Raw genomic sequence first — 19,603 nt, forward strand, 5'->3', positions numbered from 1 at the left:
TTGGAGCGCCGTTGGCCTGCCCGGCGCGGGTAGCTGGAAGATGCGCACTTCTGCTGGCGGGTCATTTAGTGGAGCGGCGAAAAAGTATTCCCACCGCCGCCCCACTGAGCTGTAACAAATTTTATTCAGGCTCGCATTGATAAACTGCAATATGTAGATTTTCCCATAAAACTTCGTGCGAAACGGTGTTTCGCACTACGCCCTTACACGAAATCTAAGTCATTCTGCGCCTATCGGCTTGACTGACTAAAATTTCATAGTAAAAGAAGCCCACTTTCGAGTCAGCGGACTTCTTTTGTTATTAGGGATGGTTATTTTGTTAGCTTTCCATGACTGCTTCCAGTTCCTCAAGGGTTTTCTGCTTGCTTTCCTTACCCAAGAGGATGACTACGGCAGAGATGATCACGAATACCGAGGCGAACATCAGAAAGATGGTGTTCATGCCGAGGGCACTGCCCAGCATCACGCCCACCAGCATGGGGGCGAGCATGCCGCCGATGCGGCCGAAGCCAGCGGCCCAACCGCTGCCCAGGGCACGGATGGTTGTGGGATATTGTTCCGGCGTGTAGGTATAGATGACACCCCAGGCGCCGAGATTGAAGAAGCTCATGGCAGAACCCCAGGCCAGCAGAGTGTTGGCCGTGGCGGCATTGCCGAAGAAGAAGGCGCAGACACCGGACATGAGCAGGAACAGGGACAGGGTGTATTTGCGGCCGATGACGTCAACCAGCCAGGCGGCGGCATAGTAGCCAGGCAGCTGGGCGAGCGTCATGATCAGTACGTATTCGAAGGTCTTGACCACGGCAAAGCCCTGCGCGTAGACGATGGAGGGCAGCCACATGAAGATGCCGTAGTAGCTGAAGACGATGCCGAACCAGGCCAGCCAGAGCATGGCGGTGCGGGTGCGGAAGGGCTTTGCCCAGAGAGCCGTGAATCTTGGCTGGGCGGCCTGTTCCTGACGTTGCATATCGGACAGATCGATCTTGTCCGGGAAAGCTTCGCTCTTGACACCCAGCTTGGCTTCCAATTGCAGGATGACGTCCTTGGCATCCTCAATGCGGTTTTTCGCCAGCAGATAGCGGATGGATTCCGGCATATGCAAGCGAATCAGGAAGACGTAGAGGGCGGGCAGGGTACCGATGACGAAGGCAATCTGCCAGCCGAAGGCGGGAATCAGCAGGTAAGAGATGCAGGCAGCTACCAGCCAGCCCACGCCCCAGAAGCTTTCCAGCAGCACGATGAAGCGGCCGCGCAGGTGGGCAGGTGCATATTCACTCATGAGCGTGGCGGCAACTGGCAGCTCACCGCCGAGGCCGAAGCCAACGAGAAAGCGGAAGAACAGCAGGGATTCGTAGCTCCAGGACAGGGCACACATGCCAGTGGACAGGCTGTAGAGCAGCACTGTCAGCGAAAATACCTGCTTGCGGCCGATGCGGTCAGCCAGAGTACCGGCAAGTACCGCTCCTAGGGCCATGCCAATCAGTCCGATGGAACCAATCCAGCCGACCTGAGCCGGAGTAAGGGCCCATTCTTTGGCCAATACCGGCAGGACGAAGGCGATAAGGCCCGTGTCCATGGAGTCAAAGAGCCAGCCCAGACCAGTCAGCAGCAGCAGTTTGTAATGGAAGCTGCCTACAGGCAGGGCTTCCAGACGCTGTAAAATCATGATAAAACCTCTTTTCAGTATAAGACATTTGTCATGTCAATAAAATTACATAGTGATTATACAATGTCTTGACACCTGTCGCAAGAGGGTGCTGGGAAACAATTTTAGAAAACGTTTACAAAAAGATGTTGACATTTGGGCGATACAAGAGTAAACTAAGAGACAACAAGAGAAAATGTGGCAGAGAACGAGAGGGCATCAGCCGCTGGTTGGCCTACATTTTTTACACAATATGGAAAACGTTTACAAAATAATTCAGCGGGATATTATCAGGAGGTAACAGTATGGAACAGGAAATCTTAACGAAGATGCAGGGTGAGTTTGCCGCCAAGTTTGGGGAACAGGAAACGAGAGCTTATTTCTCCCCAGGGCGTGTGAACCTGATCGGTGAGCATACGGATTACAATGGTGGTCATGTGTTCCCCTGTGCGATTTCGCTGGGAACTTATGCACTGGTTGCTGACCGTCAGGACAGCAAGACGCGGATCTATTCCATGAATCTGGCCGATAAGGGTGTCATCGAATTTGATATGGCAGGCCTTGCCTATGATAAGGCCAAGGATTGGGCAAATTACCCCATGGGTGTGGTCAAGGTATTCGAGGATGCGGGGCACAAAGCCAGCCATGGTTTTGACATCCTGGTCTATGGAACGCTGCCCAATGGTTCCGGCCTTTCGTCTTCGGCTTCCATTGAAGTGCTGACGGCCCTGATTCTCAATGATGCCTTTGGTTACGGCCTGGATATGGTAGAAATGGTGAAGCTTTCTCAGAAAGCTGAAAATACTTTCGTGGGTGTCAACTGTGGCATCATGGATCAGTTTGCCGTAGGTATGGGCAAAAAGGATTGCGCTATCCTGCTGGACTGCAACACACTGGAATATCGTTACAGCAAGATTGCGCTGGAAGGGGCCAGCATCGTGATCACCAATACCAACAAGCCGCACAGCCTGGCTTCCAGCGCTTACAATGTGCGCCGTGCCCAGTGTGAACATGCCCTGAATGAATTGAAGGAAGTGAAACCGGAGCTGGAGGCTCTTGGTGAGCTTTCCAATGAGGCTTTCAATCAGCTGGCAGGTGCTATCTCTGAACCGCTGGAACGTCAGCGTGCCCGCCATGCCGTCTTGGAAAACAATCGTACGCTGGAAGCTGTTGAGGCTCTGGAACAGAATGATGTAGAAAAATTCGGCAAGCTGATGAATGAATCCCATTATTCCCTGCGGGATGATTATGATGTGACTGGCAGGGAACTGGACACTCTGGCTGAACTGGCCTGGCAGGTGGAAGGCGTCATCGGTTCCCGCATGACGGGGGCTGGCTTCGGCGGCTGTACGGTAAGCCTGGTCAAGGATGAAGCCATTGAGAGCTTCAAGGAAAAGGTGGGCAAGGCCTATACGGAAAAGATCGGTTATGCACCGAGCTTCTATGTGGCCAACATTGCCGATGGTACGCATCGTATCAAATGAGTTTTCCCAGAGGGAACGATGGCGATAGAAAATGGCAATAGAAAACGTGTAGTAAACCGATAGAAAACGTGTTACAATAGAAAGCGATTTCTGTTTGATATTATGAAAAGGAGCACATGACTATGTCGATTCTTGTTTGCGGTGGTGCCGGTTATATCGGTTCCCATGCGGTGCATCAGCTGGTGGAAAAAGGCGAAGATGTCGTTATTGTGGATAACCTCCAGACGGGGCATCGTGATGCCCTGAACCCAAAGGCTAAATTCTATGAAGGGGATATCCGTGAAGCGGCGGTCCTCGATAAGATCTTCACGGAAAACGATATTGATGCGGTGATCCACTTCGCAGCTAACTCCCTAGTGGGAGAGAGCATGGAAAAGCCTCTGAAATATTTCAATAACAATGTCTATGGCATGCAGGTACTGCTCGAAGCTATGGTGCGCCATAACGTGGACAAGATTGTCTTTTCCTCCACGGCGGCTGTATACGGCGAGCCCAAGAAGATTCCAATCATGGAAGATGATGAGACCTGCCCCACGAATACTTATGGGGAAAGCAAGCTCACTATGGAAAAGATGATGAAGTGGGTGAGCAGAGCTAATGGTATCCGCTATGTATCCCTGCGTTATTTCAATGCAGCTGGTGCTTTGGACGATGGTTCCATCGGTGAAGACCATCATCCGGAGACCCATCTGATTCCGTTGATCCTGCAGGTTCCTCTGGGCAAGCGGGACCATATCACGGTGTTTGGTGATGATTATGCTACACCGGATGGCACCTGCCTCCGGGATTACATCCATGTCATCGATCTGGCTGATGCTCATGTACTGGCACTGGAATACCTGCGCAAGGGCGGTGACAGCAACATCTTCAATCTGGGCAATGGTCAGGGCTTCTCGGTAAAAGAAATGATTGAAGCAGCCAAAGAAGCTACGGGCAGGGATATCAAGGTAGAGATGGGAGCCCGCCGTGCCGGTGATCCGGCCCAGCTGATTGCTTCCAGCGAAAAGGCCCGCAAGATCCTGGGCTGGAATCCCCGTTATACCGATGTAAAGCAGGTTATCGGGACGGCCTGGAACTGGCATCAGAAACATCCGGACGGATACGAGAAGTAACTATGATATGACAGCCCCTTCCACCATTGCATGCTAAGTCTTCCCAAGAAGGTGAGGCTTAGCATGGGGCCTGTCCCTTTGGGGAAGGTGGCAGCCCGCGGGCTGCCGGAAGGGGCTTAAAGGCAGGATATTATACTATGATCAATACAGAAATCAACCGCCTGCTCAACTTCGCGAAGCAGCGCGGCCTTATCAGCGAAGATGATTATTACTACAGTGCAAATCTGCTTATTGATGTATTGCATGTAAGCGAATTTGCACCGGAAGAAATAGATGAAACCTTGGAAACAGCTGCACCGGTTCTCAGCAGGATGCTGGACTATGCAGTAGCAGAAGGACTTATCGAAGATACGGCAAATGAGCGGGATCTCTTCGATACCCGCATCATGAACTGTGTGATGCCCCGGCCATCGGAAGTAGTACGGAAGTTCCAGAGCGATTATGCCCGTGCTCCGAAAGCAGCCACGGACAATTTTTACAAGCTGAGCATTGCTTCCAACTATATCCGTAAAGATCGTATTGCCAGGAATCTGGTCTGGAAGACGCCGACGGAATACGGTGATCTGGACGTGACCATCAATCTGTCCAAGCCGGAGAAAGATCCCCGGGACATCGCCAAGGCAAAGCTTATAAAATCCAGTTCTTATCCGCAGTGCCTTCTTTGCCGGGAAAATGAAGGTTTTGCCGGTCATGCAGGACACCCGGCGCGGCAGACTCACCGCTTGATTCCCTTGCGGTTGGCCTCCCATCGCTGGTTTATGCAATATTCCCCTTACACCTACTACAATGAACACTGCATAGTCCTGAATCGCAAACATATTCCCATGAAGGTAAACCGCAAGAGTTTTGAGAACCTGCTGGATTTTGTGACCATCTTCCCGCATTATTTTCTGGGCTCCAATGCGGATTTACCTATCGTGGGCGGTTCAATCCTTTCCCATGATCATTATCAGGGAGGGCGTTACGATTTTGCCATGACCAAAGCGCCGGTGGAAAAAGCCTATAGCGTGGCTGGTTTCCCACATGTGCAGGTGGGACGGGTGAAATGGCCTATGTCCACGATCCGCCTGACGGGCGAAGACCGGGAGGAATTGGCGGATCTGGCAGAAAAGATCCTCAATAAATGGCGTGGCTATAGTGATGAAAGTGTCGGGGTACTGGCAGAAAGCGATGGCGAACCCCATAATACGATTACGCCCATTGCCCGCCGCCGGGGCAGCTTATATGAGCTGGATCTGGTGCTGCGCAATAACCGCCGCAGTGAGGAACATCCTCTGGGCATCTTCCATCCCCATGCGGAAGTCCATCATATCAAGAAGGAAAATATCGGCCTGATTGAAGTGATGGGGCTGGCGGTATTGCCCGCCCGCCTGAAGAAGGAAATGCACCTTTTGGGGCAGGAACTGGTCAAGGGGACGGCAGATATTTCCACAATGAAAGAAATTGCCTGCCATGCTGACTGGTACAAGATGCTGCGGGAAAAATATCCGGCGGTGACGGCTGAACAGGTGGACGGTATCCTGCAGGCTGAGATTGGTGAAGTCTTCAAGACGGTGCTGGTCCATGCTGGTGTCTATAAGCGCGATGCAGCAGGTATGGCTGCTTTCGATAAGTTTATGCAAGCTGTTTCTCAGGCTGACTGAGAAAGCAGGTTTTTATGGAAGAAAAGAGACAGGCGACCATAGTGGACGTGGCCAGGGCTGCCGGCGTTTCGGTGGCCACTGTATCCCGGGTGGTGAATGGCAACTATCCGGTGAAAACGGAAACAAAGGAAAAGGTCAAGGCGGCCATTAGCAGCCTCAATTATGTACCCAATGTGCAGGCACGGGAACTCAACACCCGCAAGTCTTCCACCATCGGCGTGGTGGTACCGGGGCTTTACAATATGTTCTTTGCCGAGGTTATCGATGGCATTGAGGAAAGCGTGCGCAAGGAAAATTTTTCCTTTCTGCTGAATTGTGCACAGAATGATCCTGTGCAGGAGATGAACTGCATCAATGCCCTGGTGGCCCGCAATGTATCGGGGATTATTGTCATCAGTCCCAATACGAAGAACATCAGCGAGCGCTTCTATGAAGAGTTGGTGGAACGGGTGCCGATGGTGTTCATCAATGGTTATCATCCAATCAAGGGCGTATCTTATGTTGGTAATGATGAGAGCCAGGGGTCCCGGCAGGCTTTGGAGTACCTGGAGGGATTGGGGCATAAGAAGATCCTTTTTGTCCGGGGGGCAAGTTCAGACTCCTATGACATCAAGGAAGAAACCTATCGCTGCTTTATGGAAGAACGTGGTTTGCTCAATGAGGACTATGTGTTGAATATCGGCGAGGGCAACAGTGTGGAGACCGTGGATCTGACGCTCTCTGCTCTGCGGCTGAAATTGCCCTATCTGAAACCGACGGCGGTATTCTGCTGTAATGACCTGATGGCTGTGGGAGCACTCAATGCCTGTAAGCGGCTGGGACTTTCTGTTCCCCAGAATGTCTCGATCGTTGGCTACGATAATATCTCCTTGTCCCGCCTAGTGGAGCCAAAGATTACGACCATGGATCAGAACATGTTCCAATTGGGAAAGAGCGCTGCTCAATTGTTGCTGGAACAGATTCGCGGCGGCAGGAATAAACGCATCCTTTTGGATAATACGCTGGTGGTGCGGGAAACCACAGGGATCAATCAAGAAGTACATCATGATTGAATAGACTTCGGGTCATCTCTTTTGGAGAAGGGCCCGAAGTTTTATTTTTCGGTAGATGATTTTTTCCTTTGATAATGATATAATAGGGGCGTTGTTTAAAATTAGCGTAAGAAATGGAGTTTTACGGTTGTTGAAAAGGAAAAAAAATCTCCTGCAGGTGGGGGCAATGCTTCTGGTGGCAGGTTTTATGATAAGTATGGGCAGTGTGCAGGCAGCACCCAAGGATAATAGCGATAATGTGCGGATCGATTTCAGCAAGACGGCCGCACCTGTGGAGCAAAAGGCAGTGACGCGGCCGGAACCGCAGAAGGAACAGGTTATGACCAAGATTGAGAATGTGCAGCTGATGTGGCAGGAAGTTCCCAGCGCCGTACGCTATCAGGTGGTTATTCTGAAATCGGAAGAAGATACCCAGAGCAATATCGCCCTGACCTATGATCAGGTATATACAAATGGACTGACGGTGGATTTAAGCGGCTTTGGCAGTGAAGCGGCGAATTTTTACTGGAAGATCTGCCCCTTGGACTATAATGGGCGGCCTGTGGGGAAACTTCATTTCACGAAACCCCGTCCCATTACGGATGGCGGCAGGATCAATGCGAAGGCTCCGCGTCCGACCACGCAGTTTGAACGCATGGATTATATGCCTATGTATCCGGTATTTTCCTGGATTCCTTATGGCGGAGCAAAACAGCATGAGGTACAGGTGTATCAGGTTACGGATGCAGGAGACAGGCTCATCCGTACATTGCAGGCCGGGGAATATGATGTTTATGAAGATGGCGGTTATTCCCAGCCGGGTAAATATTATTGGCGGGTTCGTTCTCTGAGCGGGGATGGGACGCCTATCAGTGACTGGTCCGAGAAAAGTTATTTTCAAGTGGAAAGTGAGAATCCTCCCTTCGCGGCATTAGGTGACAGCATCACGCATGGGGGAGGCGCTATGTCCGTATCACCGGGGTATCTGCTTTATGATTGGGAGTCTTATAGCCAGGTGCCCGTGAAGAATCTGGGGTTCAGCGGCAATACAACAGAGGCAATGCTGGAGCGTTTTGAGCGTGATGTGCTGCCGGTTTCTCCCCGTGTACTGGTGGTTATGGGGGGCGTCAATGATTACCGCCTGGGAACCTTTGGTTCAAGGACGGTAGCTAATTTGCAGGCAATCAAGGAGAAATGCGATGCCTATGGCATCATTGTGGTGTTCCTGACGGTCACGCCGATAAATCCTCCTTATATGGTGAGCCGCGCACATATCGATCATCCTCCCTATGATTGGCAGGTCCATCAGCAGTATATCAATGCCTGGGTGATGAAACAGAAGTACCATGTGGACGTAGCCACTGGCCTTACGGATAGCATGGGGAACCTGCGCACGACCTACACCACGGATGGTCTGCATCCTGATTATTATGGAAAAAAATATATCGGGGAACAGGTGGGACGTTATCTGCAGATGAATTTTTCATGGCTGACCAACAAGCTGACAAAAAAGCCTATTCCTACCTATAACGATTGATGATTCAGGCTCCTGTAGAGGAGCCTGAATTTTTTAGCACCTGCCTATGATATTTATCTGTAAATGCTTGATTTTTTCAGAGAAATAAGGCAAAATATTTTTATGTGAATTAGTTTTAGAAGGACTAGTGTGTATGCAAATTTCCCAATTGAGACAAACCACTGTGCTGGTGGTTGACGGCAGTGAAGCGGATTGTCAAAAATTGCACCAAATCCTAGATCCCCGGGTGCAATTGGAAGAGGCTAAGTCCGGTAGTGAAGCTCTGTCAATCGTTAATCGCAGCTTTGTGGATTTGATCCTGCTGTCGTCCAAGCTTCCTGATATGAACGGTTTTGAACTGTTGCGCAAATTGCGTCATGACACCCGTTTTCGGGATCTGCCAGTCATAGTCATGACACATGAGCAAACGCAGAAGGCTGAGGCCGCAGTAGTGATGGCGGGTGGTTTTGATATCATTCGCAAACCTTTTGTCCCCATTATCGTGGTGAAAAAGGTGGAGCAGGTATTGGAACTTGAATACCTGCATCGTAATTTGAAGAAAGAAGTACATAGGCAGACAAGGCTGGCTGAAGATCGCCTGGCTTCCAGTGAACGGTTGTTCGAGGAGACAGTCATGGCATTAGCCAAGACCATCGATGCCAAGGACGCCTATACTCGTGGCCATTCACAGCGCGTGGCACGTTATGCCCGTCATATCGCTTTTAAACTTGGTTGGCTTGAGGAGGAGCAACGCAAGATTTACTTTATGGGGATCCTGCATGATATCGGGAAGATTGGCGTCCCGGAATCCATTATCAATAAAACTGCCCGTCTTACGGACGAGGAGTATAACAAGATCAAGCAGCATACGGTAATTGGTTCAGAGATTTTAGAACTGGTGGCAGAATTTCCGGAACTGTCCATTGGTGCCCGTTCTCATCATGAACGCTATGATGGAAAGGGGTATCCGGATGGTTTTGCCGGCAGCCAGATTCCAGTCTATGCCCGAGTCATTGCCGTGGCCGATGCCTATGATGCCATGACATCCAAGCGCAGCTATCGTGGGGTGCTGCCGCAGGATGTAGTGCGTGGCGAAATAGCCAAGGGCCGGGGAACGCAGTTCGATCCCCAGTTTGCTGATGTGATGCTGCAGATCATCGACGAGGATGAGGAATACATCCTGCATGAGCGCTGAGCCTGTCAGATCAAGGCCTCTGGCCGTACCTGTCTATCCTACAGGTTACGGTCAGGGGCCTTTTTGTGCTTCAAAAACACAGAATTTTCCTTGAACCTGTATGAACTACAGTAGACGAATTATTCAGAAGATATTAACATATGTAGCAAGTGAAAGGAAATTTATGAGGAAAGGATTGTGATAACCCATGAAGTCTCAAGGAAAGAAAGGGGCTTTGACCATGAAGATAGGCATAGCACTGATGGCAGGTTTTTTCAGTACCTCATCACTGGTGCTGGCTGCGGATTTGCCAGTGCTGGCAGATGGCGGCGCTGCGGCTAACGTGGCCATTCAGGAAGCCGAAAAGCGCATGGACATTGCCAGCACGGCGGCACATAATGTGTTGAGATGGCAGGATTTTTCCATTGGCGAGAAGCATACGGTGGCCTTTGACAACAAGGATTATCTGAATCTGGTCACTGGCGGTGTGCAGTCCGAGATATTAGGGACGCTAACTGGTGGCGGTAATATCTACCTGATCAATCCCAATGGCATTCTCTTTGGCACGGATGCGCAGGTCAATGCCGGAGCTTTTTATGCCTCGACCCGGGCACTGCCCACGGAGGATGTGCTGAACAGTTTTGTGCAAAGCGGTGCCAATCCGTTGGCCAGCACCGTAAGTGAAGTGGGCGGCGATATCATCAACCGGGGTACGATTGCAGCAGACACCATCGTACTCGAAGCCGGCCGCATCTCCATCCGCAACTATGCCGATATCAAGAATAAGGCAGGGGAAGTGCTGAGCGATGAGAATGTTCAGCTAAAGGTTAAAGAAGCCGGAGATATCCATGTAGGTTATAACTTTATCGAGAATGACCTGCAGAGGGGAGAAAATCCGAATTATAGCTATGCACAGGACGACAACGGAGAATATGTGGCTACGGAAGCAAAGGAACAGACGCAGTATTACTGGGGGACGAGTAATGCTCCTGCCTTTGGTTATCGTGCGACCCTGCTGGATGGTACGGAAACGGCGGTCACGCCCTATATGCTGATCCATAACCAGTATGAGCTGCAAAATATCAACAATGTGGCATGGGGAGGCAGGAATTTCATGCTGTACCAGGATGTAGATCTCGGCGGTATGGCATTCTCCTCTCTAGAGGGACTCAATAATGGCGGGCGGTTTGAAGGCATGAGCTATACCATCCGAAATTTGACTGCTGGCAATGGAGGCTTGTTTGGCAGCATCAGCGGCACCACGATTGAAAATCTGAACATTGACAAGGCAGCAATTACCGCAAGCCTTACCGACAACCATTGGGCAGGGACACTGGCTGCTGGTGTCAATGGCTCTCAGGGAGGTGCCGTGATCCGCAACGTTCATGTGACAGATTCCACGGTGACTGGCGGCTATGTGACCGGCGGCCTGGTGGGTGTTGCCGGTGATTCTGTCATCACGGATTCTTCTTTCAGCGGTACGGTCAGCGGCATCGGCGAAATCGGCGGCCTGGTAGGCAGCGGTACTGGCATTACCATCAAAAACTCCCATAACGACGGCAATGTGCAGTATATAAGCGGCGGTAATGATAATAGCGTTGAGATTGGCGGCCTGATGGGCAACAGCACAGGGGCATTCCATATCGAGAATTCCTATAACCAGGGCACAATCATGGTGTCGACGCAGGAAGGTGACGCGGTCAATGGGAGTATCTCTGCTGGTGGTCTCATCGGTGCCATTGACCATAATGGCAATGTGGATGGTGAAAAGATCCTCGTCAATTCCTATAACACCAATACGGGAACGGTCAGCATAATGGCAGATCAGGGATTGGAATCCATTGCTGCCGGCGGCTTGATTGGTAAGCTGGATAGCGTGGCCAATCATGAGCATTCCTTTACGTTCAATACGGTTTATAACGAAGGCATGGTGACAGCTGCAGGCAAGGCAAGCCGTAATGTAGTCGCTGGCGGCTTGATTGGCTATGAAAAGAATAATGAAGCACTCGAATTATCGGTTGCCTATAATGGCGGTTACTATGGTACCGAACAACGAGGTCAGGTGGAGGCATCGAATCTCAGCACAGGGGCAAACAGCTATGCCGGTGGTTTGGTAGGATATGTTGAGCTGACGTCAAGTGGCAGTATCAATTTCATCGATACCTATAATACCGGTATCGTCTCCACTCCTGAAGGCAGCAGCGGAGGCTTTATAGGTGCTTATGCAGGGGCTGATGATGGTTCTTTTGCGATGAATAACGGCTACTATCTTGGCAGCGGGCTGATTGGGAAGACCATTGACAACTATGGCGTCACCCCGGCCACTATCACGGCTTACGAGATTTATAAGCGGCGTTTGGATGTACCAACGGAGGCAGAATTCCCAGATGCAGATGAACTCAGAACAGCTAAGGAGAACTATGAAGCGCAGTTCCAAAGCAGCAGCTACAACTGGGGCGGAAAACTTAATTCCAGTCTGGTCAACGATACGCAGAATACCTGGCTGATCTACGATGGCCATACGCTGCCGATGCTGACCGCCTTTATGACCAGAGGAAAACTGGTGGTGGACAAGGTTTATAACGGCTCGGCGCAGCATTTAACCTTTGACGATATCAGTGCCAAGTATGACAAATACTATGTGGATAGCAATCCCAGCAAGCCAGAGACCTTGGCAACTGCTACCGATGCAGGTCAGTATGAAGTGGGGGTCAATTTTGGCAATGATGCCTGGAGCTGGTCTTATCAGGATGGCTACGATATTACAGGCTATACCTTTGCGATTACGCCTGCACCTGTGACGGCTTCTTTCAGCAAGACCTATGATGGGCAGACCACGATAAATCCTGCCAGTGTCAAATTTGCTGGTCTAGTGGGTGATGACACGGTGACGGTCAGTGGCACGGCGCACAATTGGACACAGGGTGATCCCTATCTGACGGCTACGAAGAACGCCGGTTCCAGCTATGCGGTGGATGTAGCGGGGCTTACGCTCTCAAGTGGTAATTATCGTCTGATTTCGGCTACAGGAGAGATTACAAAGAAGGAACTGACACCTGGATTTACGGCCATCAGCAAGACTTATGATGGCACTACGGATGCTACGGCAGGCGAGGTGACATTAGATGGTGTAGTTGCCGGTGATGAAGTCACGGCAACGGCGGCCTCTGCTGCTTATGAGGATAAGAATGCGGGCAGGAAGAACGTTACCTACAGCGGTTTGAGCCTGTCCGGTGCAGATGCAGGTAATTACAGCGTGGCAGAAAGTGCCTCGGGCATTGGCACCATTAAAAAAGCAACCGCAACCCTGACCGCAGAGGCGGTGGAAATCACGGAAGGCGATGAAATCCCTGCTTTGAAGGGAACGGTGACTGGGCTGGTGGCAGGTGACAGCGATAAGTCCACATGGAGTACAAAGGCTACTTCGGAAAGCAAGGCTGGCAGTTATGCCATCAATGGCACGTTTGCGGATGATAACTATGAAGTGAAGCAGGCTGAGACTAATGCTACGGCACTGACTATTAAAGTTGCAGAGAAAAAGGCTGAAGAACCGGGTACCACCACAGATCCTGTGAATCCGCCAACTGAAGAACCGGGTACTACCACAGATCCTGTGAACCCGCCAACTGAAGAACCGGGTACTACTACAGATCCTGTGAACCCGCCAACTGAGGAACCGGGTACTACTACAGATCCTGTGAACCCGCCAACTGAGGAACCGGGTACTACCACAGATCCTGTGAACCCGCCAACTGAAGAACCGGGTACTACTACAGATCCTGTGAACCCATCGACTGAGGAACCGGTAAGTTCTGGTAGTGAATCTGTTATCAATCCAACAACACCGCAGGAAGTAGCGGAGGCTCTGGTTCAGCAGGATAGTCGCAGTACGGTGGTGCAAGCGCAGAATGCTGCTACAGCCGCTACGCAGGAAAACGTAGCCAAAAGTGGTAGTGAGGCCGTTAGTCCAGAAGCCGCTGTTACGGGAGTCAGTGTTGAGGCAGAGCAGACTTCACCAGTATCTGTAGAGTCGGAGAATAATAGTGATAATGGTAGTGCTGACAGCAGCGATAACAACCAGCAGGAGAAAGACCAGAAAGAGTAACAATCATTTTAGTAAATTTACAAAGGAGATTTGGATCATGAAGCAAAATAAGAAGCTTGTCCTCGCAGTATTTTCCGCCTTTTTAGCAAGCGTTCCCTGGGGCGTTGAAGCCGTCCCGGCGGTTCCTAATCCGCAGATACGAATTCCTCAGGCAAAGGGGGCACCTGAGCTTTCAACTCCCTCTGCCAGTGTCGAGAAAAAGTCATCGGCCAGTTTTTACCTGCATAAGGTGGTCGTTGAAACTGGTAATCTTAAATTGGACAAGGCGGCTATGGAAGAGATTGCCAAGCCCTATGGCAAGCAGGTTACCGATATGGGCAAACTCAGCGCTCTGACGGAAGAACTGACGCGCTATGTGCGCAGTCATGGTTATCCGTCAGCATTGGTTTATCTGCCAGCACAGGAGGTGGAGAGAGCCACACTGAAGGTAGCTGTTTTGCCGGGGCAGATTGGCAAGGTCAATATCAACAATCAGTCCTCGCTGAGTGATAAGACAGTACAGCGCCTACTTAAAGGCATCCGGAGCGGTGATATTATCACCAGCAGAAGCATCGAAAAAGCCCTGTTCAATGTCAATGACCTGGCAGGCGTGAAAGCCGCTGGCGTGTTATCTCCAGGGCAGCAGTCAGGCACCAGCGACCTGACCGTCACGGTAACGAATACGAAGAAAAGTCAGACACTGCTTTATGCGGAAAACTATGGCAATAAAAATACAGGTCGCTATCGCTACGGCCTGCAGGAAACGCTGAATAATCTGAGCGGTCAGGGGGATATGCTGCGTATAGGCGCGCTTATTTCCAATAAGGATTTGCGCAATTACTATGTTACTTATGAAGTGCCCACGGGGCGCAGTGGCACCATAGCGGGGCTGGGGTTCAGCCATATGAACTATGAGACAAATATCTTAGGGATGGAAGGCAAGGCCGATACGCTGAGTGTTTATGGCAGAACGCCTCTGATCCACACATCCAAACATTATCTGGCAGCTACCTATGGTTATGATTATCGGAAACTCAAGGATGAAATTGCCAATTTTAATCTGAACCCGGATCGTCATACCCATGGCGTGCATGTGGGGCTTATGGGTTCAGAAAGACGGCCGGGAAGTTTCCTCGGTTATGACGTCACGCTGACCAGAGGTACGGCCAGCCTTGATTCGGCAGATGCCCGGGCAATCTATGGCAACGCCCGCACGGAAGGCAGTTTCACGAAAACTAATTTGCGGCTGAGTGCTGTCCATGATCTGCGCCATAATTTCGATATTTTGGTGAAGGCGCAGGGGCAGTGGACAAACAGGAATCTGGACAGTTCCGAAAAGATTTATCTGGGTGGTGCGCAAGGCGTCAGAGCCTATCCGCAGGGCGAAGGTTCCGGGGACGAAGGGATACTGGCCACAGCAGAACTGCGCTACCATACGAAAGTTCCTGGGCTCATGCTCAGCTGCTATCTTGATGGTGGCAATGTGCATCACATCAAGAATATGGTTGGCTCCACCCATTTGCTTGGCTGGGGATTGGGGGTTACTTACAGCCGTCCACAGAATTTCTTTGCCCGCTTCGACTATGCCCGGAGAATAGGGACTCCGGATAATGTGGGCAATGAATCGCTGGCTAAACAGAGAATGTGGTTTATTTTAGGGAAGATATTCTAATAAAAAAAGAGGTTCGCAGGTAAATCATACCTTTGAACCTCTTTTTTATTCTCTTACGTCTATGGGCAGGCTGAGCAGAAGTTTCAATTCTGCCCGATGAGTGGTGCCAGTTTTTTTGAGCAGGTTAGCGATATGATAGCGTACGGTGCGCTCCTTGATGCCTAATTCCGCTGCAATTTCCGCAGCGGTTTTTTCTGTCAGCACTTCTTTGAGCACCTCCATTTCCCGGGGCGTGAAGGCAAATTTTTCCTGCCATTCGGTTAATGGTGGTGCTGTGTTGGCTGCTTTGGCGACCGCTGGGACATCAGTCGTGCTGGTGGAGGTTACTGGCATGGCCTGACAATTGGGAACAGGCGGCGAGCTTATCGGGATTTCCAGCCATTCGCGGAAATTGCCATGATAGAAGAAGAGATTCAGTGCGGCCAGAATCAATATATAAGCAGTCACAAACCCACCGGAAAAATTATCCACATAGTAGAAGAAATTGGCGGATAAGGCCGATATCGGCAGGGCCAGGGTGCGTCCCATGCCTGCCCAGAGTGCCGGATGGGCAGTTTTGCCGGCCAGATCCAGAAAATACAGGGTGTAGCACATGATGCAGAAAGATGAGATGAAATATTCCATACTCTGGGAGAAGATGAAGCCGGCGGAGCTACTCAGGGCAAACAGACTGACAATGCGTAATAGCAGGCCGATGGCTGTTACGCTCAAAAGATAATGCCGCTCCCGGTAATCGGCTACGTAGCCTGCGGCCAGCATACCCAGTGGCAGGAACAGGCGGATGCTGTCATGGAAGATGGATTCATCCACATTGGCATAGAAGGCCAGGGCCAAAGAATCCCCGCAGCCATGCAGGGCTGCCAAGAGGGAAATCAGCAGAAAGAGCATCGCCACATATTGGGGCGAGGGCGGAGGAACGCGCTCATCATCGTTTTTCAATGACTGCAGGGCTATGCGGTCACGCAAGGTGTAGCAGGACAAGGCTCCGGTAACAGCAAACACCGCCGCCATCAGGGGCGGTGCCACCCCTTTGCCATCGGTGAACAGGCCATACTGTATCAGAACCGTGATTGTGATAGCCAGGCCAAGAAAGCGTCCACGCCATTTGGCAGGCACTTGCATGGTCAGCACATAATGAGCGCCGGAGGTGAGATAACCAACCGGCAATAGCAGAGCCATCAGCGCCAGAGCCCAGGCCATGCCTGTGGCATCCGTGATGACAAAGGAGGCTGCTGCGCCCAAAGCCATGCCCGCTAGCGGCAGGATTTTTTTCAAGGCTGGCGGACAGAATTTTTCCCCTGCCGCAAAGGTCAGAAAGCCTGCGGCCACTAAGGTGTTGGTGCACAACCAGAGTCGCAGGGATTTTTCCACTGGCTCAGCGCCAAAGAAGGCTGACAGGTTAGGAGCCATGCTTTGCGTCATGGCGTAGGTCATATAGATCGAGAGCATCGCTGCACTGTAATACAACAATGGCCCGCAAAGTTGTTTCATAAATAATCACCACTTATCATGAGATTGCTGAATTTATGTTACGAACAAATTATAACAGAAAGCGCAGAAATAATAAAGGAATCTGTCTGTGCAGGGAATGAGGTAAAATTGGGGCGTTGTTTCATGATTCTGTGCTTTACATTGAAACAGAGTTGTGCTACAATTGCATATAGTTTAGTAGTGTTCGATATTATTTTTGGATGGTGACATTGAGTTGGCCAAACCTTCAAGACAGACAGAGAATGTTTTGGAGGGGATTCGTATGTTAGATTTGAGGAAGACAAGACAACCTTGACGATTGCGCATTGTCAGGGTGTTTTGTCTTTTTATTTTGCCCGTGGGGGAATCAGGGTGTGTATGGGGGAATGACTGGTGCAGATAAAAAAGATTTTGAACAATAACGTAATCGTGACTGAGGATGAGGCGGGGCTCGAAGTCGTGGCCATGGGCCGTGGTATTGCCTTTGGCAAGAAGTGCGGCGAGGATGTGCCTGACGAGAAGATCGACAAGGTCTATAAGCTCAGCGACCATGATATGCTGGAAAAGTTCAAGGAACTGCTATCCAGCCTGCGGGTGGACTATCTCGATGCCAGTACGGCCATCATCGAGATGGCAGAAAAGGAACTGGGCGTCAAGCTCAATGAGACCGTGTATATTTCCCTGACCGACCATATCCATATGGCTATCCATCGCCTGCGGGAGGGCATCAATATCCGCAATATGATGCTCTGGGAGACGCGGCGTTTCTATCCCAAAGAGTTTGCCATTGCGGAAAAGGCCGTGCTGATGCTCGAAGCCCAGTTTGATATCGATATTCCCGAGGATGAGGCCGGCTTCATTGCCATGCACATCATCGATGGTCAGTTGGATATGAAGCAGCCCATGGCCGATAAGATTTTGCAGCTGATTGAGGAAATCACTAATATCGTGCGCCGATTCTGCGGCATTGAATTCGACCAGGAATCCCTGGCTTACTATAGATTCGTAACTCATCTGAAATTCTTCGCCCAGCGCATGTTCAGCGGCGCCAAGCAGAACGGCGATGAAATCGATGAAGAGATGGAAGCCATGGTACAGAAGAAGTACAAGCAGGCTCACGAATGTGTGGATCGCATTGTGGCTTATCTCGCGAAAAAATATCATTATGCCGTCAGTGGTGAGGAACAATTTTATTTGATGATCCATGTGGCAAAGGTGATCCGCAAGTGTCAGGAACAGGCATAAGCCTTTCCCTATAGATTAGGATGGTGACATTAAGTTGGCCAAACCTTCAAGAATTTACATTTATAAGTTTTTGGAGGTATGAACATGAGAAGTTGGATGAATGCAGGCAAGATTGGCGCAGCGACAGTGATGACGGCCGCTGTGATGAGCTATGGAGCCAGCGCGGAAGCAGCCAATGGCTTTCTGGCCGAAGTGCCAGCAGGGGACTGGTCTTACGGCGCGGTAAATGAACTGATTGCCGCCAAGGCCGTGCCGGATTATACGGTAAGGATTCCCGAAGGCCGCGTGCTGAGCCGTCTGGAAATGGCGATGATCGTGGATTCTGCTATGAAGAATCAGGCCAATATGACAGCTGCCCAGCAGGAAAGCTTGAACAAGCTGAATCGTGAGTATTATTACGATATCAAGAAACTCACTCTGTTGAACCGGCTGGACAATCTGGACAATACCCAGATGGACAAGCTGAACAATTCGCAGGAAGGCGAAACATTCACCCAGGAAGAAAAGGCAGGGCTCAAGAAAGCCGCTGCTTTGGCCGACAAACTTTCCATTGGTGGCTATGCCCGTATCCGTAATGACCACTATCTGAAGGATAACAAGAATGGACAGGCAAAGACACGCACGACTCGTGCCAATATGGTGCATATTGCCGTCAACAGCGCTTATAAAATCAACGATAATTGGCAGGCACATGCAGACATCGGCTACCGCAATTCGTTCAGTGGTTTTGATGAGCTGCGTAAATCCGACGGCAGGATAGGAAATAGCGGATCTCCCAGTGAAAACCAGTCTGGTCTTACTTATGATGGTTATGTAACAGGTAAATTCCCCAAACTGGGGCTGGATGCAAAAGTCGGTAAATGGAATGAGTGGAACATCTACGGCTGGGGTATGGACATCGACTGCGATTTCAGTGGTATCCAGCTGGTGCAGGGCAAGAAGAAATTCAAGACCTTCTTTACCGCTGGCCAGATGGATCTCTGGGATGATGCTATGGGCGGAACACGTAACAAGGAAAAGGTCACTAGCCTGCGTTTCTTCTATCCCTTTGACAGCAAGAACGATATCAACTTCGGTACGTCCTGGAGCTCGGCGATGGCCAGTCGTTATCAGGACCCGGATCAGGGCCGTGTCTTCTACTACTATGCGCATGCCCATCATAAGTTTGATCATAACTGGGGGGTACGTGCCGGTATCATCAACAGCAATGCCAAACGCGATCCCAATAACGCTGTGGCAAGCACAAAGACCAAACATCCGGGCCGCTGGCTGCAGATTGACTACAAGGGGGCTAAACTCGACAAGCCCAATACCTATGGCGTTACCCTTACCTATCGTTATGAGCCGGCGCTCTCCTGGCCTACGGTTACGGACTGGTGCGGCCTGAATGAGAAATTCCTGCGCTTAGGCGTAAGCTATGTTCCCTACAAGAACATCCTGCTGGATACCTTCTACACCTGGGGCCGTGAAATCGACACCGGCGCCCGCAGCGACCTCTATCGTTTCCAGGCACAATTCTTCTTCTAA

Annotated in this window: 12 protein-coding genes; 10 read left to right on the plus strand and 2 right to left on the minus strand. The window is 50.7% G+C overall.

Going from position 1 to position 19,603, the window contains the following annotated elements; all coding sequences use genetic code 11:
* Positions 1-319: 319 nt before the first annotated feature.
* Positions 320-1,666 (minus strand): MFS transporter, encoded by a 1,347-nt coding sequence (locus BUB68_RS00045; RefSeq protein ID WP_073087804.1) that lies wholly within the window; start codon positions 1,664-1,666, stop codon positions 320-322.
* 284 nt (positions 1,667-1,950) lie between these two features.
* Here BUB68_RS00045 and BUB68_RS00050 point away from each other — a divergent pair, with 284 nt between their 5' ends.
* From BUB68_RS00050 to BUB68_RS00085, 8 genes are all read left to right on the plus strand, one after another.
* A complete protein-coding gene (locus BUB68_RS00050; protein WP_073087805.1) occupies positions 1,951-3,129 on the plus strand; it encodes a galactokinase in 1,179 nt (392 codons plus the stop codon).
* Between the two features lie 122 nt (positions 3,130-3,251).
* On the plus strand, positions 3,252-4,241 hold the full coding sequence (gene galE, locus BUB68_RS00055) for a UDP-glucose 4-epimerase GalE (RefSeq protein WP_073087806.1): 990 nt from the start codon (positions 3,252-3,254) through the stop codon (positions 4,239-4,241).
* Between the two features lie 137 nt (positions 4,242-4,378).
* Positions 4,379-5,884, plus strand: coding sequence for a UDP-glucose--hexose-1-phosphate uridylyltransferase (galT, locus tag BUB68_RS00060; RefSeq protein ID WP_073087807.1), 1,506 nt, complete (start codon positions 4,379-4,381; stop codon positions 5,882-5,884).
* Between the two features lie 14 nt (positions 5,885-5,898).
* Entirely contained in the window at positions 5,899-6,936 is a 1,038-nt protein-coding gene (locus BUB68_RS00065) for a LacI family DNA-binding transcriptional regulator (protein ID WP_073087808.1), read from the plus strand.
* Positions 6,937-7,066: 130 nt separating this feature from the next.
* The gene (locus BUB68_RS00070; RefSeq protein ID WP_256625437.1) at positions 7,067-8,452 is read left to right on the plus strand and encodes an SGNH/GDSL hydrolase family protein; all 1,386 of its coding nucleotides are present in this window, start codon (positions 7,067-7,069) and stop codon (positions 8,450-8,452) included.
* A gap of 133 nt (positions 8,453-8,585) precedes the next feature.
* Positions 8,586-9,626, plus strand: a complete 1,041-nt coding sequence (locus BUB68_RS00075; protein WP_073087809.1) for an HD-GYP domain-containing protein — start codon at positions 8,586-8,588, stop codon at positions 9,624-9,626.
* A gap of 220 nt (positions 9,627-9,846) precedes the next feature.
* Positions 9,847-13,710 (plus strand): YDG domain-containing protein, encoded by a 3,864-nt coding sequence (locus BUB68_RS00080; protein ID WP_073087810.1) that lies wholly within the window; start codon positions 9,847-9,849, stop codon positions 13,708-13,710.
* Positions 13,711-13,747: 37 nt separating this feature from the next.
* Positions 13,748-15,361: a ShlB/FhaC/HecB family hemolysin secretion/activation protein gene (locus BUB68_RS00085; protein WP_073087811.1), complete on the plus strand. Its 1,614-nt coding sequence runs from the start codon at positions 13,748-13,750 to the stop codon at positions 15,359-15,361.
* Positions 15,362-15,406: 45 nt separating this feature from the next.
* Here BUB68_RS00085 and BUB68_RS15370 read toward each other — a convergent pair whose 3' ends face one another.
* On the minus strand, positions 15,407-16,852 hold the full coding sequence (locus BUB68_RS15370) for a helix-turn-helix domain-containing protein (RefSeq protein ID WP_218587661.1): 1,446 nt from the start codon (positions 16,850-16,852) through the stop codon (positions 15,407-15,409).
* A 372-nt stretch (positions 16,853-17,224) separates the two neighbouring features.
* Here BUB68_RS15370 and licT point away from each other — a divergent pair, with 372 nt between their 5' ends.
* On the plus strand, positions 17,225-18,076 hold the full coding sequence (gene licT, locus BUB68_RS00095) for a BglG family transcription antiterminator LicT (RefSeq protein WP_073087812.1): 852 nt from the start codon (positions 17,225-17,227) through the stop codon (positions 18,074-18,076).
* A gap of 84 nt (positions 18,077-18,160) precedes the next feature.
* Positions 18,161-19,603 (plus strand): hypothetical protein, encoded by a 1,443-nt coding sequence (locus tag BUB68_RS00100; protein ID WP_081371784.1) that lies wholly within the window; start codon positions 18,161-18,163, stop codon positions 19,601-19,603.

It is taken from the genome of Pseudoselenomonas ruminantium, from assembly GCF_900142515.1.
Taxonomy (GTDB): Bacteria; Bacillota; Negativicutes; order Selenomonadales; family Selenomonadaceae; genus Selenomonas_A; species Selenomonas_A ruminantium_D.

Bases quoted from the DNA above. Each gene is read 5' to 3' on its own strand.
- BUB68_RS00045 (WP_073087804.1), bottom strand. From the start codon at position 1,666: ATGATTTTACAGCGTCTGGAAGCCCTGCCTGTAGGCAGCTTCCATTAC.
- BUB68_RS00050 (WP_073087805.1), top strand. From the start codon at position 1,951: ATGGAACAGGAAATCTTAACGAAGATGCAGGGTGAGTTTGCCGCCAAG.
- galE (WP_073087806.1), top strand. From the start codon at position 3,252: ATGTCGATTCTTGTTTGCGGTGGTGCCGGTTATATCGGTTCCCATGCG.
- galT (WP_073087807.1), top strand. From the start codon at position 4,379: ATGATCAATACAGAAATCAACCGCCTGCTCAACTTCGCGAAGCAGCGC.
- BUB68_RS00065 (WP_073087808.1), top strand. From the start codon at position 5,899: ATGGAAGAAAAGAGACAGGCGACCATAGTGGACGTGGCCAGGGCTGCC.
- BUB68_RS00075 (WP_073087809.1), top strand. From the start codon at position 8,586: ATGCAAATTTCCCAATTGAGACAAACCACTGTGCTGGTGGTTGACGGC.
- BUB68_RS00080 (WP_073087810.1), top strand. From the start codon at position 9,847: ATGAAGATAGGCATAGCACTGATGGCAGGTTTTTTCAGTACCTCATCA.
- BUB68_RS00085 (WP_073087811.1), top strand. From the start codon at position 13,748: ATGAAGCAAAATAAGAAGCTTGTCCTCGCAGTATTTTCCGCCTTTTTA.
- BUB68_RS15370 (WP_218587661.1), bottom strand. From the start codon at position 16,852: ATGAAACAACTTTGCGGGCCATTGTTGTATTACAGTGCAGCGATGCTC.
- BUB68_RS00100 (WP_081371784.1), top strand. From the start codon at position 18,161: ATGAGAAGTTGGATGAATGCAGGCAAGATTGGCGCAGCGACAGTGATG.